Source organism: Aeromonas sp. FDAARGOS 1414 (genome assembly GCF_019047065.1).
GTDB classification, from domain to species: Bacteria; Pseudomonadota; Gammaproteobacteria; order Enterobacterales; family Aeromonadaceae; genus Aeromonas; species Aeromonas veronii_A.
On sequence record NZ_CP077210.1, the window covers coordinates 2,140,529 to 2,163,046 of the forward strand.

The 22,518-nt window shown below is 60.9% G+C and carries 21 protein-coding genes; 13 read left to right on the forward strand and 8 right to left on the reverse strand.

Annotation, left to right across the window (positions count from 1 at the left end):
* Positions 1–63: 63 nt before the first annotated feature.
* Together I6L44_RS09385 and I6L44_RS09390 are read left to right on the forward strand one after the other, a co-directional pair.
* Positions 64–1,866, forward strand: a complete 1,803-nt coding sequence (locus I6L44_RS09385; RefSeq protein ID WP_216954187.1) for an MOSC N-terminal beta barrel domain-containing protein — start codon at positions 64–66, stop codon at positions 1,864–1,866.
* 224 nt (positions 1,867–2,090) lie between these two features.
* Positions 2,091–3,803 (forward strand): methyl-accepting chemotaxis protein, encoded by a 1,713-nt coding sequence (locus tag I6L44_RS09390; RefSeq protein ID WP_216954189.1) that lies wholly within the window; start codon positions 2,091–2,093, stop codon positions 3,801–3,803.
* Positions 3,804–3,878: 75 nt separating this feature from the next.
* On the opposite strand, the gene htpX is transcribed toward I6L44_RS09390, so the two are convergent.
* The 5 genes from htpX to bioB form a co-directional block, all read right to left on the reverse strand.
* Positions 3,879–4,751 carry a protease HtpX gene (gene htpX / locus I6L44_RS09395; RefSeq protein WP_069527876.1) on the reverse strand — a complete coding sequence of 291 codons (873 nt, stop codon included), beginning with the start codon at positions 4,749–4,751 and terminating at the stop codon, positions 3,879–3,881.
* A gap of 110 nt (positions 4,752–4,861) precedes the next feature.
* The gene (gene bioD / locus I6L44_RS09400) at positions 4,862–5,539 is read right to left on the reverse strand and encodes a dethiobiotin synthase (protein ID WP_216954191.1); all 678 of its coding nucleotides are present in this window, start codon (positions 5,537–5,539) and stop codon (positions 4,862–4,864) included.
* Between the two features lie 59 nt (positions 5,540–5,598).
* A complete protein-coding gene (gene bioC / locus I6L44_RS09405; protein ID WP_216954194.1) occupies positions 5,599–6,414 on the reverse strand; it encodes a malonyl-ACP O-methyltransferase BioC in 816 nt (271 codons plus the stop codon).
* Positions 6,407–7,603, reverse strand: a complete 1,197-nt coding sequence (gene bioF / locus I6L44_RS09410) for an 8-amino-7-oxononanoate synthase (RefSeq protein WP_216954196.1) — start codon at positions 7,601–7,603, stop codon at positions 6,407–6,409. Before bioF ends, bioC begins: the two co-directional genes overlap by 8 nt.
* Positions 7,600–8,688, reverse strand: a complete 1,089-nt coding sequence (bioB, locus tag I6L44_RS09415) for a biotin synthase BioB (RefSeq protein ID WP_216954198.1) — start codon at positions 8,686–8,688, stop codon at positions 7,600–7,602. Before bioB ends, bioF begins: the two co-directional genes overlap by 4 nt.
* 208 nt (positions 8,689–8,896) lie before the next feature.
* Between bioB and bioA the strand changes: the two genes are divergently transcribed.
* Together bioA and I6L44_RS09425 are read left to right on the forward strand one after the other, a co-directional pair.
* Positions 8,897–10,171: an adenosylmethionine--8-amino-7-oxononanoate transaminase gene (gene bioA / locus I6L44_RS09420; protein ID WP_216954200.1), complete on the forward strand. Its 1,275-nt coding sequence runs from the start codon at positions 8,897–8,899 to the stop codon at positions 10,169–10,171.
* A 176-nt stretch (positions 10,172–10,347) separates the two neighbouring features.
* Positions 10,348–11,160, forward strand: a complete 813-nt coding sequence (locus tag I6L44_RS09425) for a HAMP domain-containing protein (protein WP_005350472.1) — start codon at positions 10,348–10,350, stop codon at positions 11,158–11,160.
* A 9-nt stretch (positions 11,161–11,169) separates the two neighbouring features.
* Here the strand turns inward: I6L44_RS09425 and I6L44_RS09430 are convergent, their stop codons facing one another.
* The gene (locus tag I6L44_RS09430; RefSeq protein ID WP_005359354.1) at positions 11,170–11,514 is read right to left on the reverse strand and encodes a hypothetical protein; all 345 of its coding nucleotides are present in this window, start codon (positions 11,512–11,514) and stop codon (positions 11,170–11,172) included.
* Between the two features lie 200 nt (positions 11,515–11,714).
* Here I6L44_RS09430 and asnS point away from each other — a divergent pair, with 200 nt between their 5' ends.
* From asnS to I6L44_RS09450, 4 genes are all read left to right on the forward strand, one after another.
* Positions 11,715–13,115, forward strand: a complete 1,401-nt coding sequence (gene asnS / locus I6L44_RS09435) for an asparagine--tRNA ligase (RefSeq protein WP_216954202.1) — start codon at positions 11,715–11,717, stop codon at positions 13,113–13,115.
* Between the two features lie 110 nt (positions 13,116–13,225).
* Complete coding sequence (locus I6L44_RS09440) at positions 13,226–13,981, forward strand: ABC transporter substrate-binding protein (protein WP_216954204.1); 756 nt, start codon at positions 13,226–13,228, stop codon at positions 13,979–13,981.
* A 374-nt stretch (positions 13,982–14,355) separates the two neighbouring features.
* On the forward strand, positions 14,356–15,699 hold the full coding sequence (locus I6L44_RS09445) for an anaerobic C4-dicarboxylate transporter (protein ID WP_005337916.1): 1,344 nt from the start codon (positions 14,356–14,358) through the stop codon (positions 15,697–15,699).
* A gap of 173 nt (positions 15,700–15,872) precedes the next feature.
* Complete coding sequence (locus I6L44_RS09450) at positions 15,873–16,529, forward strand: adenine nucleotide alpha hydrolase (protein ID WP_216954205.1); 657 nt, start codon at positions 15,873–15,875, stop codon at positions 16,527–16,529.
* A 140-nt stretch (positions 16,530–16,669) separates the two neighbouring features.
* Here I6L44_RS09450 and I6L44_RS09455 read toward each other — a convergent pair whose 3' ends face one another.
* Entirely contained in the window at positions 16,670–17,809 is a 1,140-nt protein-coding gene (locus I6L44_RS09455; RefSeq protein ID WP_216954207.1) for a M20 family metallopeptidase, read from the reverse strand.
* Between the two features lie 84 nt (positions 17,810–17,893).
* Positions 17,894–19,270 carry a C4-dicarboxylate transporter DcuC gene (gene dcuC, locus I6L44_RS09460; protein WP_216954209.1) on the reverse strand — a complete coding sequence of 459 codons (1,377 nt, stop codon included), beginning with the start codon at positions 19,268–19,270 and terminating at the stop codon, positions 17,894–17,896.
* Between the two features lie 285 nt (positions 19,271–19,555).
* Here dcuC and I6L44_RS09465 point away from each other — a divergent pair, with 285 nt between their 5' ends.
* The 5 genes from I6L44_RS09465 (at position 19,556) to I6L44_RS09485 (ending at position 22,515) form a co-directional block, all read left to right on the forward strand.
* Positions 19,556–19,870 (forward strand): hypothetical protein, encoded by a 315-nt coding sequence (locus I6L44_RS09465; RefSeq protein WP_216954211.1) that lies wholly within the window; start codon positions 19,556–19,558, stop codon positions 19,868–19,870.
* A 318-nt stretch (positions 19,871–20,188) separates the two neighbouring features.
* Positions 20,189–20,539, forward strand: a complete 351-nt coding sequence (locus I6L44_RS09470) for an ArsC family reductase (RefSeq protein ID WP_005337930.1) — start codon at positions 20,189–20,191, stop codon at positions 20,537–20,539.
* Between the two features lie 19 nt (positions 20,540–20,558).
* Entirely contained in the window at positions 20,559–21,686 is a 1,128-nt protein-coding gene (gene dapE / locus I6L44_RS09475; RefSeq protein ID WP_216954214.1) for a succinyl-diaminopimelate desuccinylase, read from the forward strand.
* Positions 21,683–22,372, forward strand: coding sequence for a M15 family metallopeptidase (locus I6L44_RS09480; protein ID WP_216954216.1), 690 nt, complete (start codon positions 21,683–21,685; stop codon positions 22,370–22,372). The genes dapE and I6L44_RS09480 overlap by 4 nt, the downstream gene beginning before the upstream one ends.
* Complete coding sequence (locus tag I6L44_RS09485; protein WP_005337933.1) at positions 22,369–22,515, forward strand: hypothetical protein; 147 nt, start codon at positions 22,369–22,371, stop codon at positions 22,513–22,515. The genes I6L44_RS09480 and I6L44_RS09485 overlap by 4 nt, the downstream gene beginning before the upstream one ends.
* Positions 22,516–22,518 lie beyond the last annotated feature (3 nt).

Sequence of the window (22,518 nt, forward strand, 5' to 3'; positions counted from 1 at the left end):
CGCCGGGGAACCGTTATGTTCCCCTTTTTCTAGGCGATCGCGCCGCGTCACAAGGATATGAAGATGCCCAGGCTAGACAGCATTCACCTCTACCCCATCAAATCGACTGCAGGTATGCCGCTGGCTCGCGCCCGGGTGACCGAAGAGGGACTGGCAGGGGATCGCCGCTACATGGTGGTCAAACCGGACGGCACCTTTATCACCGCCCGTACCCATCCCCAGCTGCAACAGGTCGTGGCCACCCCCATCGAAGGAGGCTTGCAACTGCGCTATCCGGGCTTTGAACCGCTCACCCTGCAAGAGGCCGACTTCAGCTGCGCCCCGCAAGCTACCGGAGTCTGGAGCGACCGTTTCACCGCCCTGCACACCGACCCCAAAGCCGATGGGTGGCTGAGCCGGGTGGCAGGGGAAACGGTGCAACTGCTCTGGCTGGGTGAGACCTCTGATCGCTTTCGCGAGAAGACCGGCACCCGGGTCAGCTTTGCCGACGGTTATCCGCTGCTGCTGATAAGCCAGGCTTCCCTTGAGGATCTCAATCTGCGCTCCGATGCGCTGCACCAGATGAGCCAGTTCCGCACCAATCTGGTGGCAAGCAATACCCAGCCCTTCGAGGAGGACAGCTGGGTGCGCATCCGCATCGGCGAAGTGGAATTTAAAGTGGTCAAGCCCTGCAGCCGCTGCATCATGACCACGGTGGAAGCGGGCACCGATCGTTTCAACGCCCTGAAAGAGCCGCTGGCCACCCTTACCCGCTACCGCCGTGGCGAGGATGGCGAGGTCTACTTCGGCCAGAATCTGGTGGCGCTGAACGAGGGCTGGATTGAGGCAGGCAGCGAGATAGAAGTGCTGGAGCGCACCCGTCCGGTGGTCTATCCCGCCGCCGCGCCGAAGAAGCGGGAGCTGGTCTGCATGGCCCGCGAACCGCTGGCGCGGGCTCTGGAGACCTTCTGGTTCGAAGCAGCCGATGGCGAGCCGCTGCCCGACTACCTGCCGGGCCAGCATCTGCCCATCAGCCTCGATATCAAAAATGAACGGATCCAGCGGCGCTATACCCTGAGCTCCACGCCGGATCACCCGGAGCGTTACGGCATCAGCGTCAAGAAGGTGGAGGGTGGCCGCATCTCCCACTGGCTGCACCAGCAGTTGCAGGTGGGTGATCGGCTGCTGGCCGCCAACCCCGCTGGCGATTTTCACCTAGGCCGCGAGCGCAACCTCCTGTTGCTCTCCGCAGGCTCCGGCGTCACCCCCATGCTGGCGATAGCCCGCACCCTGGCGCTACGCGGGGAGCTGGAAGAGGTTCACTTTATGCACCTGTGCCGCAGTGAAGCGGACATTCCCGCCGCCAGCGAACTGTACGCCATGGCGCAGCAGGGCATGACCCTCACCATTATCCTGAGCCAGCCGGACAATCACTGGCAGGGGCTGCAAGGGCGACTCAATGATGAGCATCTGCGACTGGTCAAAGGGTTGGCCGAAAAAGAGGTCTTTATCTGCGGCCCCCACGGTTTTATGGCCGATGCTGCCGCCAAAGTTGCGGCCCTCGGCGTTCCGGCCGCACGGATCAAACAGGAGAGTTTTGGCGGCGCCATTCTCTCGGTGGCCCGCCCCCATCAGGCGGTACAACTGCGTATCGGCGCCCAAGCCTTTACCGGCAACAATCAGGGCACTGTGCTGGATCAGGCCAACAAGCAAGGCGTAGAGCTGCCCTGGAGCTGCCGCGCCGGGATCTGCGGCAGTTGCAAACAGACGCTGATCTCGGGCGAGGTGGATCACCCCGACGCCCCCGCCATCAGTGCCGCCGAGCGGGCAGAGGGCAAAATCCTCACCTGCTGCGCCGTACCGCTCACAGACATCGTCATCAAATAAGGTGATCGAGCCACGAAAAGGCTGGCTGGGCCCCGATCCTGGCCGACCTTTTCCCCCCTGTCGACCCGCGGTTCCTCCATTCTCGTCTCTTTCTCGCCCCGCCTGCGCAACCATGCCGACGATGACTTCTATACTCACAGCAATAACAACAAAACCCCTCCGACGTAGCGGCCTTTGCCGTCTGACCAAGGGGGTTACCCGGTGAGAATAAGGACGCTCAAACCATGGAACAGAACAAACCCGCCTTTCAACTCAACCTCTTGCTCTCCGTGATCACCCTGATCCTGCTGTCACTGGTGTTTTTCGCCTACAGCTGGGCGGGTAAACAACTGGAAGAGAGTTATCGACAACAATATCTCTCCTACCTGCTGGCCGACGAGCTGCGCCAATCCTCCGATGACCTGACCCGACTCGGTCGCACCTACGTCATCACCAAGGATCCAGCCTACGAGCAGCAGTACATGCGGATACTGGCCATTCGCAACGGCGAACAGCCGAGACCGGATGGCTACAACCGTATCTATTGGGATTTTGTCGCGGCCAACGGCCAGAATCCTCGCCCCGACAGCAATGTTCGCCGCGGCCTGATCGATCTGATGAAGGATGCCGGTTTCACCGATGCTGAACTCGCCAAGCTCAACGAGGCCAAGAACAACTCGGATGCACTGGTCAACACCGAGGTGGCTGCCTTCAAACTGGTGCAGCAGACGGACGGTGATCTGGCCGCCAACCAGCAGAAGGCCATCGCCATGATGCATGACAAGGCCTATCACCAGAACAAGGGTCGCATCATGTCACCCATCGACGATTTCTACGTGATGATGGAGGGACGCAACCAGGAGGCGGTCGAGAGTGCCACCGCCAATACCGACATGCTGCGCTACCTTTTTATCGCTCTGGGCCTGGTATTGATGTTCTTCCTCTGGCGCACCTATCGCTCCCTGCTCGATCTGGTGGGCACCTCGGTCGAACAGCTCAAGACCGATCTCCATCTGCTGGCGGAAGGGGATTTCTCCCGCCCCATCAAGGTGCCCCAAGGCTCGAAAGAGAGTCTTATCGGCCTGCTTGGCACCACACAGAGCACCCTCAAGGGGATCATCGGCAAGGTATCCCACTCCACCGAGGAGTTGTCCAATTCGGCCGACAGCATCGCCCAGATAGCGGAGCAGACCGCCCAGTTCGCCACCGATCAGCAAACCAGTACCCAGACCATGGCCGCCGCCATCGAAGAGCTGGTGGTGAGCATCAGCCACCTCTCCGACAATGCCAGCCATGCAGACGAGCTCAGCAAGGTCTCAGCCGACACGCTGGAGGAGGGCTCCGGGGTCATCAAGGAGACGCTTGGCAGTATCGAGAATATCTCCACCACGGTCGGTGAAGCAGCCAGCACCATCGCAGAACTCAACAGCCATACCCAGCAGATCTCGGAGATCATCGGCGTTATCCGCGGCATCGCCGATCAGACCAACCTGCTGGCCCTCAACGCGGCTATCGAGGCGGCGCGGGCCGGTGAGCAGGGACGTGGCTTTGCGGTGGTGGCCGACGAGGTGCGCAATCTGGCCAGCCGCTCGGCGGCCTCGACCCAGCAGATCACCGGGATGATCAGCAAGATCCAGAGCGGGGCGGATGCCTCTATCCGCAGCATGGAGAACACGGTCAACAACGTCTCCCGCGGTGTCACGCTGGCCAACCAGACCGGCGAGGCGATCGCCAGCATCCAGAGCCACGCCTCCAACCTCACCGGCCTGATGGGGGAGATCAGCCACACCCTGCGCGAGCAGTCCACCGCCGCCAACGAGGTGGTCTCTACCGTCGGCAACATCACCTCTCTCTCCGAGCAATCGGGGGATGCCGCCCGTCACGTATCTCAAGAGGCGGCCAAGCTCAAGCAGCTGTCACGGGTACTGCGCCAGGAGATGGGACACTTCAAGCTTTAAAGAACGCTGAAAAGCAAAACGGCTGCCCGAAGGCAGCCGTTTTTTATTCGGGGTATCCCCGTCATTCAGTATCTATCAACCACGCAGGGCGGCGATACGCTGCTCGATGGGCGGGTGGCTCATGAACAGCTCGCTCATGGAGCGCTTGCCGTTGATGCCAAAAGCCATCATGGAGCCTTCCAGCTGCGGCTCGGCACCGCGGGAGAGGCGCTCAAGGGCGGCAATCATCTTGTCGCGACCGGCCAGCTTGGCGGCACCGGCATCGGCACGGAACTCGCGCTGACGGCTGAACCACATGACGATGATGGAGGCCAGAATGCCGAACAACATCTCCAGCACAAACACGGTGATCATGTAGGCAAAACCACCGGTGCTGCTGCTCTCTTCCTCGTTGTTGGAACTGAAGAAGTTGCTGATGACGCCAGCCACGATGCGGGCGAAGAACATCACGAAGGTGTTCACCACCCCCTGGATCAGGGTCAGGGTCACCATGTCGCCGTTGGCAACGTGGCTCACCTCGTGGGCCAGTACCGCTTCCGCCTCGTCACGGCTCATGCTGTAGAGCAGGCCGGAGGAGACCGCCACCAGCGAATCATCTCGGCGGGCGCCGGTCGCAAAGGCGTTCATCTCGGGAGAGTCGTAGATCCCCACTTCCGGCATCTTGATACCCGCTTCGCGGGCCTGACGGGCAACAGTGCTCACCAGCCAGTGCTCGGTCTCGTTACGAGGTTGCTCGATGACCTGGACGCCATAGCTGCGCTTGGCCATCCACTTGGACATCAGCAAGGAGATAAAGGAACCCCCAAAACCGAACACGGCACAGAACATCAACAGCCCGGAAATGCTGGACTTGTTGATCCCCAGAACCGAGAACAGGATATTGAGTACCACCCCCAGCACCAGCATGACGGCCAGGTTGGTCACCAGGAATAGCATAATTCGCTTCATATAGACTCCTTGTGAGAATTAAAGACACGGAGATAGATCACTCGACCTCCCTATCTCCATGTTATGGATGAATTTTAGGGAGACTCGATGAATGTTCGCTGAATGTGACGTCACAAGAGCGGAGAGATATCAAGCCGCCCTTGCAAATCAGCCTCAAATGGATTGTTTATAAAGGGAATTTCCCCCAGAAACGGGGCCGGTAACATCCCCCTCAGGGTGTCCAGATTTTCCTGATAGTGGCTCATGGCACTGTGAAGGCGATTAATAACCCATCCCGCCACTGGCAACCGATCGTTGCGAATGGCAGCAAAGGTGAGCAGTGCATGGTTGAGACAGCCCAGTTTGGCCCCCACCACCAAAATCACCGGCATGTTCTCCTGCTTCACCCAATCCGACAGCAGATGCTTGCGATCCAGCGGCAGATACCAGCCCCCCGCCCCTTCCACTACTGCAAGCTCGGCCCCTGCCTGTTCAATCTTGCGCAGCCCCTCGCTCAGCCCCTGCATGGTAATGGGCTGGCGCGCCTCGCTGGCAGCGATATGGGGCGCAATCGGCGGCTCATAGGCAAAGGGATTGACCACCTCATAGGGCAACGGCAGACTCGCCGCCTCCTGCAACAGAACGGCATCCAGGTTGCGCAGCCCGTCCGGAGTGCGGGCACATCCGGCCGAGACCGGCTTGTAACCCGCGCACTTGATCCCCTGTGCGCTGAATTCACGCAACAGGGTACGCGCCACCAGCGTCTTGCCCACATCGGTATCGGTGCCGGTGATAAAGAATGATTTCATACGGTTCTCTCCTTGGCAGGGCCCATTGACTACCCTGCACACAATACGATTCCCGGCGCTCAACGAGGCTTGCTAAGACGGCCGAGGCACACCCGATAACTGGCGACCAGCCTGCCATCGGGCTGGCGAAACGCCTCATACGCCTGAGCCAGCTGCTGCAATCTGGCGCGACCGCTCAGACCGGCCGGGGCGGCACTCCCCTGATTGTCATTGATCTGATTGGCCCCAATACCCTTGAGATCGCGCAACAACTGCGGCAATTCAAGATAGGCGAGATCCCAGGTGATACAACGCAGCTCGGGAGCAGATACCCCGGCGCTAGCCAGCGCCTGCTCCAATTGTGGCAGGCTGAGGAAGCGATTGACATGGGCGCGACCATCAAGCCGCTGCCAGGCGGCTCGCAACTGCCAGAGCGACTCATCGAGCAGGGTCGAGAAAAAGATCTGGCCGCCCGGTTTGACCACCCGCAGCAGCTCGCCAAAAGCCTGGGCCGGACGCTCGCACCACTGCAGCGCCAGACTGGAGAAAACCCAGTCGAACGAGTTATCGGCGAAAGGAAGCTGCTCCGCATCGCCGCAGAGCAGGCGGGCGCCGCTGTCACGCAAGGCAGCCTGCGCCAGCATGCCGGGGGCGAGATCCAGCCCCACCAGCTGGTGACAACGGTTCGCCAGTTGGGGCAAGAAAAAGCCGGTGCCGCAGCCCAGATCCAGCCCGCTCACCGTCAGATCAGTGCCAACCGGCCTGCTCGGCATCCATTCCAACAGCGCCTGACCCACCTCCTGCTGAAAGCGGGCGTGGGCATCGTAATGACGAGCGGCGGCGCCGAAACGGCGAGCAAGCTGCGCCTTGTCGACCGTTTGAAAACGCTCAGTCATAGTGAGCCTCCCCAAGCGTTGTAACTGCAGGGCAGACCCCCAAGGCATCGAGCAAGCGATCCACATCCTGCTCGCGGTGAGCCGCGCTCAGGGTAATGCGCAGCCGGGCCGTACCGACTGGCACAGTAGGCGGGCGGATGGCGCTCACCCAGACGCCGCGCTCCCGCAGCCGTTCAGCCAGTTGCAGGGCAACACTGCTCTCCCCCACCAGCAGCGGCTGGATCGGGGTATCGCTCGCGCCAAGCTGCCAACCCTGATCCTTTGCCCCTTGCCGGAAGCGAGCGTTCAGCTGGCCAAGATGGGCGCGGGCATCCTCGGCGGCGCGCACCAGCTCGATACTCTTGCTGACTGCGCAAGCCTGCGCCGCCGGCATATGGGTGCTGTAGACATAGTGGCGGGCGAAGTTGACCAGATACTCTACCAGCTCACGACTGCCGCCGACAAAAGCACCGGCGACGCCAAGCGCCTTGCCAAAGGTGCCCATCTGGATGTGTACGCTGGCCGGGTTAACTCCCTGCGCCGCCAGGGTGCCGCGCCCCTCTGGCCCCAGCACGCCGAGACCATGGGCATCGTCGATCATCAGCCAGTTGCCGCTCCGGGCTGCCAATACCGCGAGTTCCCCCCAGGGGGCCTGATCCCCGTCCATGCTGAACACCCCTTCCGAAACAATCAGTCCGCGATTTGGCTCAAGCTGCCGTTCAAGGGCAGCCATATCGTTGTGACCAAAGCGCTTCATCTTGCAGGGGAGCTGGCTGCCCATCTCCTGCAGGGAGGCGTGGTTGAGTTTGTCCTGCCACAGCAGGTGTTCCTTGCCGAGCAGCGCTTTGAGCACCGCCTGATTGGCCGAAAAACCGCAGTTGAAGAGCAGCACCGCCTCCACCCCGAGCCACTCGGCCAGGGTCTCCTCAAGCTCTTGGTGGGCACGGCTGTAACCGGTCACCAGCGGCGAGGCGCCGGCGCCCGCGCCATAGCGCTCAATCCCCGCTTTGAAGGCAGTTTTGATGGCGGGATGATCCGCCAGACCCAGATAGTCGTTGGCGGAAAAGTTGAGGTAGTCGCGCCCCGCGACCCTGAGCCGCCCGCCACTCGCCCCATCGGTCGCGATGCGGTTGCGCAGCAGGCCCGCCTGCTCGCGCTTGGCCAGCGCTGCGCCCAATGCAAAAGGGCCTGTTACTGCTGGGCCAGTCATGACCGCGCAGTCTCTGCACGGGGGCGGGTAGCGTCATAAAACATCTCGGCAGGTTCGCTCTGGCGGCTCACCTCGGCCAGCAACTCCTCTTCTTGTACCTGATCCGGCTTCTGGGCCCGCTGGGCGGGACGAATGCCGAGCCGCTTGAACAGCTGCATATCGCTGTTTTCGTCCGGGTTGGGGGTGGTCAGCAGCTTGCAGCCATAGAAGATGGAGTTGGCCCCAGCCATAAAGCACATCGCCTGCATCTGCTCGTTCATCTTCTCCCGCCCGGCGGAGAGGCGTACATGGGAGGCCGGCATCATGATCCGCGCCACGGCGATGGTGCGGATAAATTCGAACGGATCGAGGTTCTCCTGATCCTCCAGCGGCGTCCCCTTCACCTTGACCAGCATGTTGATGGGCACACTCTCCGGGTGGCGCGGCAGGTTGGCCAGCGCCATCAAGAGGCCCGCCCGATCTTTCGCCTGCTCACCCATGCCGACGATGCCACCGGAGCAGACCTTCATGCCAGCACTGCGTACATGTTCCAGGGTATCGAGCCGGTCCTGATAGGTACGGGTCGAGATGATCTCGCCGTAAAACTCCGGCGAGGTGTCGAGGTTGTGGTTGTAGTAATCGAGCCCCGCAGCCCCCAGACGCGCCGCCTGATCGGCGGTGAGCATCCCCAGCGTCATGCAGGTCTCCATCCCCAGCCCGCGCACCTCCTCGATCATCCGGATGATGTAGGGCATGTCCTTCTCTTTGGGGTTGCGCCAGGCGGCCCCCATGCAGAAACGGGACGAGCCGTTGGCCTTGGCTTCGCGGGCCCGCTCCAGCACCTTCTCCACCTCCATCAGCCGTTCGGCCTCAAGGCCGGTGTGATAACGGGCACTCTGGGGGCAGTATTTGCAATCCTCCGGGCAGGCGCCGGTCTTGATGGAGAGCAGGGTGCTCACCTGCACTTCGTTCGGGTCAAAGTGGGCGCGGTGGACACTCTGGGCCTGAAACAGCAGATCGTTGAATGGCAGGGCAAACAGGGCCTGAACCTCGGCGAGGGTCCAGTCATGACGAAGGGCGTGACCGCCCGTGGTGAGAGCATTCATACATGGCTTCCGGTTGTTATTGGTGGGATCCTGCGCCCGCCATCCTTGCAAAAGGTTTTTGCAAGAGCGTGAGCGTAAAACCCGCCGCCGGGCCCGCGCGCTCAAGGTGATGCGCAGTGCCAAGTGGCTGAAATTGTTGGCTAGTGTAGAGAGCACGCGTAGACTGTCAACACCGACCAGATAAAACCAATTGACAACAGAACAACAAATGACCAACCAAGAATTCGACCTGCACCACATCTGGCACCCCTATACCTCCCTCACTCACCCCCTGCCCTGCTATGAAGTGGCCAGCGCCAAAGGGGTGACCATCACCCTCAGCGACGGCCGTGAACTGGTGGATGGCATGAGCTCCTGGTGGGCTTGCGTGCACGGCTATCAGGTGCCGGAACTGGACGCCGCCGCCACCGCCCAGCTCGGCAAGATGTCTCACGTGATGTTTGGCGGCCTAACCCACGCTCCGGCGGTCGAGCTCTGCCGCAAGCTGGTGGAGATCACTCCGAAGGGGCTTGATCGGGTCTTTCTGGCCGATTCCGGCTCGGTAGCGGTGGAAGTAGCACTCAAGATGGCGCAGCAATACTGGCACGCCAAGGGGACGCCCAGAGCCAAGTTTGTCGCCCTGCGCAGCGGCTATCACGGCGACACCTTTGGCGCCATGAGCGTCTGCGATCCCGATGGCGGCATGCATGAGCTCTACAAGGGATTCCTGCCGGAGCACCATTTTGTCGATGCGCCCAGCTGTCGCTTCCACGCCGAGTGGGACGAGCAGTGCGTGGTGGAGCTGGCCACACTCATGGCCGATAACCACGAGGAGATCGCCGCCATCGTGCTTGAGCCCATCGTGCAAGGCGCTGGCGGCATGCGCTTCTATCACCCCCGCTATCTGCAGTGGGTACGCGCCCTGTGCGACGAGTTCGGCGTGCTGCTGATTGCCGACGAGATTGCCACCGGCTTTGGCCGCACCGGCCAGCTGTTTGCCTGCGACTGGGCGGGGATCACCCCCGACATCATGTGTCTGGGCAAGGCGCTGACCGGCGGCTACCTCACCCTCTCGGCGACCCTGACCACCGAGCATGTCGCCCGCACCATCTGTGACGGCAAGGCGGGGGTCTTTATGCACGGCCCCACTTTTATGGGCAACCCGCTCGCCTGCGCGGTGGCCAACGCCTCCATCGAGTTGCTGCTGGCCTCACCGTGGCAGGAGCGGGTGCGCACCATCGAGCATCAGCTGCGAACAGAACTGGTAGAGCTGACCCTGCACCCGGCGGTCGCGGATGTGCGAGTGCTCGGCGCCATCGGGGTGGTGGAGATGAAAGAGCGGGTGGATGTAGCGCGCATCCAGCGCAAGTTTGTCGAACTGGGCGCCTGGATCCGCCCCTTTGGCAAGCTGGTCTACCTGATGCCCCCGTTCGTCATCACCCCTGAAGAGCTGCGGGTATTGACCGGCGCCATCCGTCAGGCCATTTCCGAAGGCGAGTTTTAAGGCATGCAGCGGGCGGCCATCGCAGCCGCCCGTTTGACTACCGGCATTTGATATATAAAGAGGGCAACTTTATCCACTTCAGTGCAGTTTCACTTGCCGTAATGTGAGCAAAACACCAGACCTGAGGCCCCAAGAGGGGTAAACTGCTGCGGTTTTACCATCAAGAAAGACTGCTCATGCGCCTCTCCATTGCTGCCAAAATCAACTTTTTCCTGCTCTTCATCTTCTCCATGGTACTGGTCTTCTCCGCAGCCTATCAGGCGGTGCGCGAGCGCGATCTCATCCTGACGCTCATCAAGGAGCAGAGCCGCGAGCAGACCGAAGCCTATTTCGACGGCCTCAACATGCTGATGCTGACCGGCAAGATGGATGCCCGCGATACCCTGCGCGGCAAGTTTCTCGACCACGCCCATGTGGAGGATGCACGCATCGTTCGTGGCGACGCGGTGAGCAAACAGTTCGGGCCGGGACGGGAGACAGAACAGGTAAAAGATGAGTTTGATGAGCTGGCACTGGCGGGCAAAGGGAGCCTGGAGGTGGTGCACAACGGCATGCACAGCCGTCTGGTGGTCACCCGACCGCTGCTGGCCAAGAAGGATTTTCGCGGCACCGACTGCACCAGCTGTCATCTGGTGCCGGAGAACACCGTGCTTGGTGCGGTGCGCTTTGACTACTCCCTCGATTCGCTGTTTACCCGGGTCGAGCAGAATATTCTCACCTCGGCGCTCATTCTCACCGGCATCTTCGGGATGGGACTGCTGCTGACCCTCTGGGTCATCCGCACCTGGATCGTGCGCCCTCTCAACCAGTTGACCCGCTCCATGGAAGAGGCCACCGACCTGCACGACTTCGGCCACCGGCTGGAGGGAGATGACGGCGACGAGATTGGCCGGGTGGCGGTGGCCTACAACCAGATGCTCGACAGTGTGGAGCGCCAGCTCGGCAAGCGCACCAAGGCCAGCAGGCAGGAGCCGGATCAGCCCCGCTGAGGCGGGCGCTTAACCGACGTAGTAGAAGAGCAAGCTGGCGATCAGCACCAATAGCAGGATGGCCAGATTGACATGCCGGGAGTCATCCTGACGGCGGCTGCGCTTGCGCTCCAGCAGCAACACCGCCAGCGTCAGGGCGCAGCAGCTCCAGAGCCCGTAGACCAGCCAGGGGGTAAGGGCCGGGTCCCAATAATCGCGCACCTCGATCCCGCCATAGACCAGAAAACCGTAGGCAATTTCGGGACGGGCATAGTGGTAAAGGGAGAGCAGCACGATAAAGCCGCCCCAGCAGAGCATCACCAGCCCCTGCAACACCCGTGTCAGCCAATCTGGCCCATGCCGCCGATCTTTCACCCACCTCTCCTGCGCCCGTGACACTCTTGTTGAGTGAACCATGCCGAAAACCCCACCAGAGTCCGACATTTTTGCTTGTTTATCAAACCCGCGCGGGTAAGATTGACGGCTTAGTCTGCCATGGTGGGCCATCTGTGCCCGGGCCAGACTCCCTAGTGTTGCAAATAGCGCTGCAAGAACAAGCTGGAGACAATATTTCGATGACGCACGCATCCGTAGTAGATGTGCTGGCCGGTAAGTATCCGGTCGGCACCACCCAAACTGTCAAAGGGTGGATCCGGACTCGCCGTGATTCCAAGGCGGGGATCTCATTTTTGGCCATTTCCGATGGCTCCTGTTTCCATCCGGTACAGGCAGTTGTCCCCAATACCTTGGCCAATTACGAGAATGAAGTGCTGCGTCTGACCACTGCCTGCTCCGTGGAAGTGACCGGCGTGGTTGCCGCCTCTCAGGGCAGCGGCCAGGCTTTCGAACTGCAGGCGACCGAGGTGAAGGTAGTCGGTTGGGTCGAAGATCCGGACACCTACCCGATGGCTGCCAAGCGCCACAGCATCGAATACCTGCGTGAACAGGCCCACCTGCGCCCGCGCACCAACATCGTTGGCGCCGTGACCCGCGTTCGTCACTGCCTGGCGCAAGCCATCCACCGCTTCTTCCACGAAGAGGGTTTCCTCTGGGTTGCGACCCCGCTCATCACCGCTTCTGACACCGAAGGTGCCGGCGAGATGTTCCGCGTCTCCACTCTGGATCTGGAAAACCTGCCGCGCACCGACGCCGGCAAGGTGGACTACAACGAAGATTTCTTTGGCAAAGAGGCTTTCCTGACCGTATCCGGCCAGCTGAACGCCGAAACCTATGCCTGCGCCCTCTCCAAGGTCTACACCTTCGGCCCGACCTTCCGCGCTGAAAACTCCAACACCAGCCGCCACCTGGCCGAGTTCTGGATGGTTGAGCCGGAAGTGGCCTTCAACGATCTGGAAGATAACGCCGCACTGGCCGAAGCCATGCTGAAGTATGTCTTCAACGCCGTACTGACCGAGCGTCGCGACGATCTGGAGTTCTTCGCCCAGCACGTGGACAAGGATGCCATCGGCCGTCTGGAGCGTTTCGTCTCCTCCGACTTCGCCCAGATCGACTACACCGACGCCATCGAAGTGCTGAAAAACTGCGGCAAAAAGTTCGAGTTCCCGGTCTCCTGGGGTATCGATCTCTCCTCCGAGCACGAGCGCTATCTGGCCGAGGAGCACTTCAAGTCTCCGGTGGTGGTAAAGAACTACCCGAAAGATATCAAGGCCTTCTACATGCGCCTCAACGACGACGGCAAGACCGTTGCCGCGATGGACGTACTGGCACCGGGCATCGGCGAGATCATCGGTGGTTCCCAGCGTGAAGAGCGTCTGGACGTGCTGGATGCCCGTCTGGCCGAGATGGGCCTGAACAAGGAAGATTACTGGTGGTATCGCGACCTGCGTCGCTACGGCACAGTCCCGCACTCCGGCTTCGGTCTGGGCTTCGAGCGTCTGGTGGTTTACGTGACCGGTATGGGCAACGTCCGCGACGTGATCCCGTTCCCGCGAACTCCGCGTACCGCCGAGTTCTGATCAGCGGCATATTGCCACTACATTGCAAAAGCCGTCCTCAGGGTCGGCTTTTTTATTACCCCCGTTATGGGTAATACTCAGAACCAATCGACACAAGGAATGGGTCGTTCATGGGATATCGTCGGCTTCTGACACTCTTGCTGCTCTGGCTCCCCCTGCAATTGCGGGCAGAACCCGTGCACCTGACCACCCTGGAGTGGCCCCCCTATACCAGCCAGCATCTCCCTGATGGTGGCCTTACCGGCCATATCGTCAAGCGTGCATTTGCCGAAGCGGGGCTGGAGGTTCAGTTTGACTTCTACCCCTGGCATCGAGCCATGTTGCTGGCATCCGATCCCGCCCAGCACTACAGCGGCTACTTCCCCAAATACTTCGCCGATGATCTGGATAAACGGTGGCATATTTCCACCAGCGTGGGCAGTAGTGTGCTGGGCATGGCGCAGCAAGCCGGCCCCCCTATCCACTGGCAGCGACTCGAAGATCTCGCTTCCTACCGGATTGGGGTCGTCGCAGGTTATATCAATACCCGTGAATTTGATGCCCTGATGGCCAGCAAGCTCCTCAACACCTTTGCCGTGGACGACGATCACCTCAACCTGCGAAAATTGCAGCGCGACCGGCTCGATCTGGCCGTGATCGACCGGGATGTTTTCTACTGGCTCACCTATCACGATGACAAACTCCACCCCGAACAGCTGCAGTTCAACCCGAAGATCCTCGGGTACAAGAGCCTGCACATCATGTTCCGTCCCGATCAACAGCAACTGCAACAGCGAGTGAACAATGCGCTAGCCAGACTCGATATCAAGCAGCTGAGCGAACAGTATCAGCGTCGCTATCTGCTATCAGCACCCGCCCCCCGATGAGCAGAGTCGCAGAACACCCCATTTGTCAAAAAAGATATCTTTAACCCGTGTTTTTACAGCCTCTTCTCCCCTGACCCGGGCCTTTTTCCACAACTTCCTTACCAACGCATTCCCCATCACAACGCCTCTGGTTGCACTCTGATGGGCTGGCCCCGAGTGATACCACTTGGTGACAAAAATGATGTTTTTGTTAGTACGTGGTTTTTAAGTGGTTTAATCAAAAATTCATCGAGTTATTGAAGTAACTCAATTTTTTCACTTTTTCAGGGGAGCAGAATAGCAACTAACCCTTTCGGGCTAAATAAAACAGACAATGACAATTCATGGTTCAGGCTACCCGCGGCAATATGGGTTGAATCACACGAGGTAACGGAATGATCTTGATGGAATTTTTAGTGGTACTCGGCTGCTTGCTGCTGGGTACCCGCTTTGGGGGCATGGGACTCGGTCTCATCAGTGGTATCGGTCTCTTCCTGCTGACCTTCGTCTTCGGCCTAGTGCCGGGCGAACCGCCTGTTCAGGTAATGCTGACCATTCTGGCGGTGATCGGCTGTGCCGCCACCCTGCAGACTGCCGGTGGCCTTAACCTGATGATGCAAGTGGCCGAGCGTCTGCTGCGCCGTCACCCGCAATACATCACTATCCTGGCGCCGCTCACCACCTGGACCCTCACCTTCCTGTGCGGTACCGGCCACGTGGTCTACACCATGTTCCCCATCATCGCTGACATCGCGCTGCAAAAGAACATCCGTCCCGAGCGCCCGATGGCTGTCGCCTCCGTTGCCTCCCAGATGGCCATCTGCGCCTCCCCGGTCTCCGTTGCTGTGGTCTCCATGGTCTCCATTCTGGCGGCTGGTCACGGTATCGGTCAGGCTTACGGCCTGCTCGACATCCTGATGATCGCCATCCCCTCCTCCCTGACCGGTGTCATCGTGGCAGCCCTGTGGAGCCTGCGTCGCGGCAAGGATCTGGACAAGGACGAAGAGTTCCAGGCCAAGATCAAAGACCCAGAGCAGCGCGCCTTCATCTACGGCGGTGGTGAAACCCTGCTCAACACCAAGTTCCCGAAAGAGGCCTACTGGTCTACCTGGATCTTCTTCGCCGCCATCGCCGCCGTGGTATTGCTCGGTGCCAACGAAGGTCTGCGTCCGGTGTTCACCATCAAGGACAAAACTGGCCCGCTCTCCATGAACCTGGTGATCCAGATGATGATGCTGATCGCCGGTGCCATCATACTGATGCGCTGCAAGGTCAAGCCGGGCGAGATCGCCAACGGTGCCGTCTTCAAGGCGGGTATGGTCGCCATCTTCTCCGTATTCGGGGTGGCATGGATGAGTGAGACCTTCTTCCAGGCTCACATGCCGCTGCTCAAAGAAACCCTGGCCCACGTGGTACAGGCCCAGCCCTGGACCTACGCCCTGGTGCTGTTCCTCATCTCCAAGCTGGTGAACAGCCAAGCCGCAGCCCTCACCGCTATCGCCCCCATGGGTCTGGCGCTGGGTGTCGAGCCCAAGCTGCTGATTGCCTTCCTGCCAGCGAGCTACGGCTACTTCGTGCTGCCGACCTACCCGAGCGATCTGGCCTGTATCGGTTTCGACCGCTCCGGCACCACCCGCATCGGCAAGTTCATCATCAACCACAGCTTCATCATTCCAGGGCTGATCGGGGTGGTGACCTCCTGCTCGCTGGGCTTTATCCTCACCAGCATCCTGCTCTAATCGCAGCGGTGTTTACCACGCTATTGCAATACAGGCCCCCGCTTCGGGGGCCTGCTTTTTTCCCGCTCTGTGACCCCAACCATTTCCCCGCCGCCATTTCCGGACACTATGCCTTTACCTCTGCCCCCGCCGCTGGGTAGCATGCCCCCTCGTTCACCACCGGAATCTCATCCATGTCTCGCGTCATCCTGCTCTGGAGCGGTGGCAAAGATGCCATGCTGGCTCTCTGTCATGCCCGTCAAGCGGGCCATCAGGTGGTGGCACTGGCCACCTTTGCGCCGCCAGAGCCCCGATTTCTCGCTCACCCCTTGCCGCTGGTGCGCCGTCAGGCGGAAGCCCTCGGGCTGCCCCATCTGCTGGTCACCATCGAAGCGCCGTTCGAGCAGAGCTATGAGACGGCGCTGAGCCACTTGCAGCAGGAGTGGAACCTCGACGGGGTAGTGACCGGCGATATCGACAGCGTGGGGGGCGCACCAAACTGGATCCGCGAACGCTGCCGCCCGCTCGGGCTCACCGTCCATACCCCGCTCTGGCAGCAATCTCGCCAAGCCTTGCTGGCGGATATGCTGGCCCGCGGCATCGTCGCCCACCTCTCCTGCATCGATACCCGGGTGCTGGCCCCCGAGTGGACTGGACGCCCCCTCGATGCCGCCACCCTCTGCGAGCTACAACAACTGGCCGAGCGCGAGGGCTTCGATGCCTGCGGCGAGCAGGGGGAGTACCACACCATGGTGACTGACGGCCCGGGCTTTGCCGCCCCGCTGCGCCTCGATGGCTGGCAGGTAGCACGGCAGGATCATCTGGCCTATCTGGCTGAGCCACAGGGGTAACGGCCTCAAGCCATCTGGCGCGCTCGTTCAGGGACGCGCGAAAAATCGAGATAAAAAAAGGGAGGCAACAGCCTCCCGTTTGGAGTGGAGCGGACCAATTTTGAGCGGGCCATGATGACCCGAACAAGGGATAAACCGGCTTATTTCGCCAGCTTGCCCAGCACCCGCTGCAGCAGGCGGATGCGCGGCTCGATGCTGTCCAGCAGCAGGAATTCCGCCTCCGAGTGAAAACCGCCCCCCATGGGGCCGAAACCATCGAGGGACGGCACCCCCGCGGCGGCGGTAAAGTTGGCATCCGAACCGCCACCGGCCTCCAGCCAGTTGAAGGAGATCCCCTCCTCTTTCGCAGCCGCCTCCACCAGCGCCATCACAGCTTCTGTATCGCCGCTCGGGCGCATCGCCGGCTTGAAGGTCTGGCGATCCACCTCGACCCGACAGCCCGCAAGGAAGGGGTTGTTGGCCATAAAGGTGAGCCGCTCGTGCACCGCAGCGGCCTCTTCGTTACTCCAGAAACGCAGATCGACGATTGCCTCGGCAAAGTCGGGCACCACGTTAACGCCGGTGCCGCCCTGTACCACGCCGACGTTCATGGTGGTGCCCGTGGTCATGTTGACCTGCTCGTTAATGGCCAGCACCCAATGAGCGAGTTCTGTGATGGCAGAGACCCCTTCGGTCAGAGCCGAACCGGCATGGGACGCCTTGCCGTGAAAGGTGATGCGGTACTTGGCATTGCCCTTGCGGGCGCTGATGAGATCCCCGTTGGGGCGCGCCGCTTCGGCCACCAGCACGCAGCCGCTCTGTTTGGCCTTCTCCACCAGCCAATCTTTCGACCAAGGGGAGCCAATCTCTTCGTCGCAGTTGCAGCAGACCAGCACCTTGAGCTTGGCCAGCTGCACCGGATCCATCTCTTTAAGTGCATACCAGATAGAGAGCAGGCCACTCTTCATGTCCGAGACACCGGGGCCAAAGGCTTGATTGCCTTCGATTTTCAACGGGCGCTTGGCCGCTGTTCCCTCGGGGAAGACGGTGTCCATGTGGCCCACCAGCATCACGTCGTAGTGAGCGGCACCCGGTGCATTGGTTGCCTCGAGGCAGGGGCCGCACTCGGCAGCAAACTGGTGGCGGGTCACCTGCCAGCCGATGGCCTCATATTTCTCGGTCATGATGTCGGCCACTTTGGCCACCCCGGCCGGGGTGCGAGTACCGCAATCGAGGTTGATGAGCGGGGCCAGATCTGCCAGGTAGGCATCCAGAGAAAAAGCGTTGCGAGAGTCTGTCATTGTCATCTCCTAGGACGGGAGGGCAGGCCTCCCGTCCGACAGCCGAGTGAAAGGGGCGGACAGCTCGTGCCGTCCGCCACCCGCTTACATAAACAGCAGATAGTTGAGGGTCAGCGCCGTCACCAGCGCCCCCGCCATCGGCACGCTGGTGCGTTTGACCACGGTAAAGGGCGACACCTTGGCAATCCCCGCACAAGCGATCAGCACCGCCGCGATGGGAGAGATGGTGCGGCCGATACTGGAAGCGAGCTGCATCGGCAGCAACATGGTCACCGCAGGCACGCCAAACTTGGCCGCCACCGCCGGTGCCAGGGTCGAGAAGCTCAGGAACGCCGCGTTGCCGGAGCCCATGATGACCGCCGCCACCATGATGAGGCCCACCATCACCAGGGTCATCAGGCCGCTGCCGATACCGGCATTGCTGGCAGAGTGCAGCAGGGTATCGATGGCGCCGATGGCCTTGAGAGATTCGGCAAACAGCTCGGCACAGACGATGAGCGCCACCACAGGGCCAAACACCTTGCCCATGCCATCGAGGAAGCTCGACAGCCCCGCGAATGCGGTTCGCACCGAGCGGCTACGCAGCAGCTCGCACAGCATGCCGATAAAGACCGACAGCAGCATGGCCACCTCCACGCTCATCTTGATGTCGCTCACCAGCAGCTTGGAGAAGGTCATCATCAGCACGAAGGGGATTATCGGCAGCAGGGCATACCAGGTGGGCGCCTGCACGCTCTCGGTGCCCTGCTCGTCCAGCTCGGCGTGATCGCCGCGATGGAGCGCAGGATCCCAGCCATCCTTGCGATCGCAGTGACGCTGCCAGAAGAAGTGCAGCACCATGGTCACCAGCAGCATGGGGGCCACCAGCCAGATCTGGTAGTCGACGAAATAGCTGGTCGGATCCATGCCGGATTGACCGGCGGAGAAGATGGCGTTGGTCTGGGTCGGGCCAATTTCAAACGCCTGGGAGGTGGCGATGACACCACAGGCGGAGGCCGGGCTGATGCCGAGGTTGCGCATCACCGGATACATGGTGACCATCAACAACAGGCCAAGGCCGGTGGCGGAGGTGACGAACAGGGAGACAAAGACCGCCACCAGATAACAGATGGCGAGCATCAGGTAGCTGGACTGGATGCCCGCCACCGGCTTGACCGCCACCCGCACCAGCGCCTGAGAGGCCCCGATATGGGACATGTAAGTGGCAAAACCCGCCACCGCCATGATGGTGAGGCCGAGGCCCGCCGCGCGGTAGGAGAAGATCCCCTTGAACACTTCGAACAGGTCGAACAGGGCGAAGCCGGTGCTCTTGTCAGCGGGGAGAATGGGGTGCAGCCCCAACCAGTAGGCCACTGCAAAAATGGCCATGCCCGCCAGCGCCAGCACCGCCTGCGGGTTGTAATCCTTGATGATGCCGTAGACCACGGCGACCAGAACGAGCAAGACGAATAAAAGTTCCAATATTCACTCCTGATAAATTTATCGAGGAGCGAAATCTAGTGATCTGACTACTGTTTGCCTTTGATCCCCATCAATAAAGGTGACGACATTGGGCTTTGACAGCACAATATGTTAGCAAAGTGCCAAATTTTCGTTTTTTCACCCACAGAAAAACCTTTACCATTCTCGGAAAGAGAATTGTCTGACGCGACTCCCCTCTTTTTTGCGTTGGATCAACATACGACAGCGCCGAAGTGGCGAAGATGCGCTTCGACATATAGCGACCATTTCGCGCCGGAGAGAGTTATGACAAGCCAAGCCACCGCAGGTGTCTCGACCTGCGACTACAAGCTGTGGGACATCCTCGTCGAGTCTGCAAAGGAACGCACTACCATTCGTTATTCCAAACTGGCCAAGCAGGCCGGGCTGGAGCAGTGCCAGGATGAACTGCGCACCCTGCTGCAACGCATCCGCATGTACTGCACCGAAAACAACCTGCCGATCCTCTCCGCCATCGTGGTGGACGACGTGGGCAAATACACTGGCCTCTCTTCCAGCCTGCCTGATGCACCCTGGGAACGGGCCCGGGTCTTTGACCATGAGTGGACCCCCCTGCACTGATTGAGGTACTTGATGATGCCGACCAAAACGCGCCCACTGGCGCGTTTTGGCTATCTGGCGTTTGCCCCCTTCTCTTTTTCTCCTGCAATAGTCGATCTTCTCCCGCAATACCCAACCCCATCGGGCACGCCAGCCCCACTGCTTCTGACTTTGTGCTCAAAATCGCCGTTCAGGTGTGACCAGTTCCGGTAAAACCCGCGAGCCGGACCATCGGCGTTGCCATGGGATTGCCACAATGCCAGAATCGGGCCCTTGCACTCTGTTGATTCGGATTTTCGGGCGCGGCCACGGCCAGCGCCCACAAGAGAAGGACTCCCCATGGCCATCACCCTCTATGGCATCAAGAACTGCGACACCATCAAGAAAGCCCGCAAGTGGCTGGATGAGGCCGGTATCGACTACCGCTTTCACGACCACCGCGCCGACGGCCTGAACCCGGACGATCTGGACAGCTGGCTGGCAAAACTCGGCTGGGAAGCCCTGCTCAACAGCCGCGGCACCACCTTCCGCGCCCTGCCGGATGAGGCCAAACAGGGGCTCGACACCGCCAAGGCGCGCGCCCTGCTGCTGGAACATCCGGCCATGATCAAGCGCCCGCTGCTCGACCGTGACGGCGAACTGACCCTGGGTTTCAAGGCTGATCACTACCAATCCCTCTTTTCCCGTTAAGGACAACTAAGGACAACTGATGTCGGATGTCATCGCACTGGCCAAGGATCTGATCCGCCGCCCCTCCGTTACCCCCCTCGATGAAGGGTGCCAGACCCTGATGGCGGAGCGCCTCGCCAAGCTCGGGTTTGTCATCGAGCCCATGGTGTTTGAGGACACCACCAACCTCTGGGCCCGTCGTGGCAGCGAGGGGCCACTGTTCTGCTTCGCCGGTCACACCGACGTGGTGCCCGCCGGGCCGCTGGACAAATGGCACACCCCGCCGTTCGAGCCGACCATCAAGGATGGCGTGCTCTACGGACGCGGCGCCGCCGACATGAAGGGCTCGCTGGCTGCCATGGTGGTGGCGGTAGAGCGCTTCGTGGCCGAGCATCCGGATCACACCGGGTCCATCGCCTTTCTCATCACCTCCGATGAGGAGGGGCCCTTTATCAATGGCACCACCCGGGTGATCGACACCCTGGAGGCCCGCAACGAGAAGATCCGCTGGTGCATCGTCGGCGAGCCCTCCTCTACCGCCGTGGTAGGGGATGTAGTGAAGAACGGCCGCCGCGGCTCCATCACCGGCGATCTGCTGGTACGCGGGGTGCAGGGCCATGTGGCTTATCCCCATCTGGCTGACAACCCGATCCACAAGGCGGCGCCAGCGCTGGCCGAACTTGCCGCCACCGTGTGGGATGAGGGCAACGCCTACTTCCCCCCCACCAGCTTCCAGATTGCCAACATCTCGGCCGGCACCGGCGCTTCCAACGTCATTCCGGGCGAATTGCAGGTGCAGTTTAACTTCCGCTTCAGCACCGAACTGACCGACCTGGATATCCGCGAGCGGGTCGAGGCGCTGCTGGATAAACATGGCCTCGATTATCAGCTGAGCTGGACCCTCTCCGGCCAACCTTTCCTCACCGATACCGGCGCGCTGCTTGATGCGGCCGTGGCGGCCATCGAGGCGGTGAACGGTCAGCGACCGGCCCTGCTCACCACTGGTGGCACCTCCGACGGGCGCTTTATCGCCCCCACCGGCGCCGAGGTGATTGAGCTCGGGCCGGTCAACGCCACCATTCACAAGGTGAACGAGTGCGTGAAGGCGGACGATCTGGATCTGCTGGCCGACATGTACCAAGGGGTGCTCGAGAGATTGCTGGCATGACGCAGGAACAACTGCTGGGGCTCGACGAGAGCCACCTTATTCTGGTGGGGCGCGGCCCCCATCGGCTGACCGCCGCCACCGCGGCGGCCTTCAACGACATGCAGGTGGCGGCCGCCTACGAGGGGTTCAACCTGCAGGCGGCCTCCAGCTGGCGCAGCTTCGAGCGCCAACTCGCCATCTGGAATGGCAAGTGGCGCGGCGAACGGCCACTGCTCGATGCCCACAGCCAGCCCATCGACGCCCTGCAACTGAGCGACGAGGAGCGCCTCCACGCTATCCTGCGCTGGAGCGCCCTGCCCGGCACCAGCCGTCACCACTGGGGGACCGATCTCGATATCTACGACCCGGACTGCCTGCCCGCCAATACCAAACTGGCACTGGAGCCGTGGGAGTATGAAGCCGGGGGCTGGTTTGCAGGCTTGAGCGAGTGGCTCAGCGACCATATGAGCGACTTCGGCTTCTTCCTCCCTTATGCCAAGCCGGTCGGGGCAGAGAGCGGGGTCGCCTACGAGCCCTGGCATATTAGCTTCTCGCTGGAGTCCGACGAGCAGCGACTTGATCCCGCGGCACTGGCGCTTTGCCTGCAACAGGCGGATATTGAAGGCAAGTCGACCATATTGGCCAACCTTGATGAAATTTTGGCCTGTTATGTCACCACCTGTCCTGACGAAAGGAAAATCCCATGAATCTCTGGCTGTGGATAGGGTTGCCGCTGCTGTTCCTGCTCGGGCTGTTTCTCAATGCCATCAAAGACATGAAACGGCTGGAGAAGCAGTTGCCCAACTACAAGGACAAGATCCGCGAAGTAAAGGATGACGAGGACGACTGAATC

Bases quoted from the DNA above. Each gene is read 5' to 3' on its own strand.
- I6L44_RS09385 (WP_216954187.1), top strand. From the start codon at position 64: ATGCCCAGGCTAGACAGCATTCACCTCTACCCCATCAAATCGACTGCA.
- I6L44_RS09390 (WP_216954189.1), top strand. From the start codon at position 2,091: ATGGAACAGAACAAACCCGCCTTTCAACTCAACCTCTTGCTCTCCGTG.
- htpX (WP_069527876.1), bottom strand. From the start codon at position 4,751: ATGAAGCGAATTATGCTATTCCTGGTGACCAACCTGGCCGTCATGCTG.
- bioD (WP_216954191.1), bottom strand. From the start codon at position 5,539: ATGAAATCATTCTTTATCACCGGCACCGATACCGATGTGGGCAAGACG.
- bioC (WP_216954194.1), bottom strand. From the start codon at position 6,414: ATGACTGAGCGTTTTCAAACGGTCGACAAGGCGCAGCTTGCTCGCCGT.
- bioF (WP_216954196.1), bottom strand. From the start codon at position 7,603: ATGACTGGCCCAGCAGTAACAGGCCCTTTTGCATTGGGCGCAGCGCTG.
- bioB (WP_216954198.1), bottom strand. From the start codon at position 8,688: ATGAATGCTCTCACCACGGGCGGTCACGCCCTTCGTCATGACTGGACC.
- bioA (WP_216954200.1), top strand. From the start codon at position 8,897: ATGACCAACCAAGAATTCGACCTGCACCACATCTGGCACCCCTATACC.
- I6L44_RS09425 (WP_005350472.1), top strand. From the start codon at position 10,348: ATGCGCCTCTCCATTGCTGCCAAAATCAACTTTTTCCTGCTCTTCATC.
- asnS (WP_216954202.1), top strand. From the start codon at position 11,715: ATGACGCACGCATCCGTAGTAGATGTGCTGGCCGGTAAGTATCCGGTC.
- I6L44_RS09440 (WP_216954204.1), top strand. From the start codon at position 13,226: ATGGGATATCGTCGGCTTCTGACACTCTTGCTGCTCTGGCTCCCCCTG.
- I6L44_RS09445 (WP_005337916.1), top strand. From the start codon at position 14,356: ATGATCTTGATGGAATTTTTAGTGGTACTCGGCTGCTTGCTGCTGGGT.
- I6L44_RS09450 (WP_216954205.1), top strand. From the start codon at position 15,873: ATGTCTCGCGTCATCCTGCTCTGGAGCGGTGGCAAAGATGCCATGCTG.
- I6L44_RS09455 (WP_216954207.1), bottom strand. From the start codon at position 17,809: ATGACAGACTCTCGCAACGCTTTTTCTCTGGATGCCTACCTGGCAGAT.
- I6L44_RS09465 (WP_216954211.1), top strand. From the start codon at position 19,556: ATGACAAGCCAAGCCACCGCAGGTGTCTCGACCTGCGACTACAAGCTG.
- I6L44_RS09470 (WP_005337930.1), top strand. From the start codon at position 20,189: ATGGCCATCACCCTCTATGGCATCAAGAACTGCGACACCATCAAGAAA.
- dapE (WP_216954214.1), top strand. From the start codon at position 20,559: ATGTCGGATGTCATCGCACTGGCCAAGGATCTGATCCGCCGCCCCTCC.
- I6L44_RS09480 (WP_216954216.1), top strand. From the start codon at position 21,683: ATGACGCAGGAACAACTGCTGGGGCTCGACGAGAGCCACCTTATTCTG.
- I6L44_RS09485 (WP_005337933.1), top strand. From the start codon at position 22,369: ATGAATCTCTGGCTGTGGATAGGGTTGCCGCTGCTGTTCCTGCTCGGG.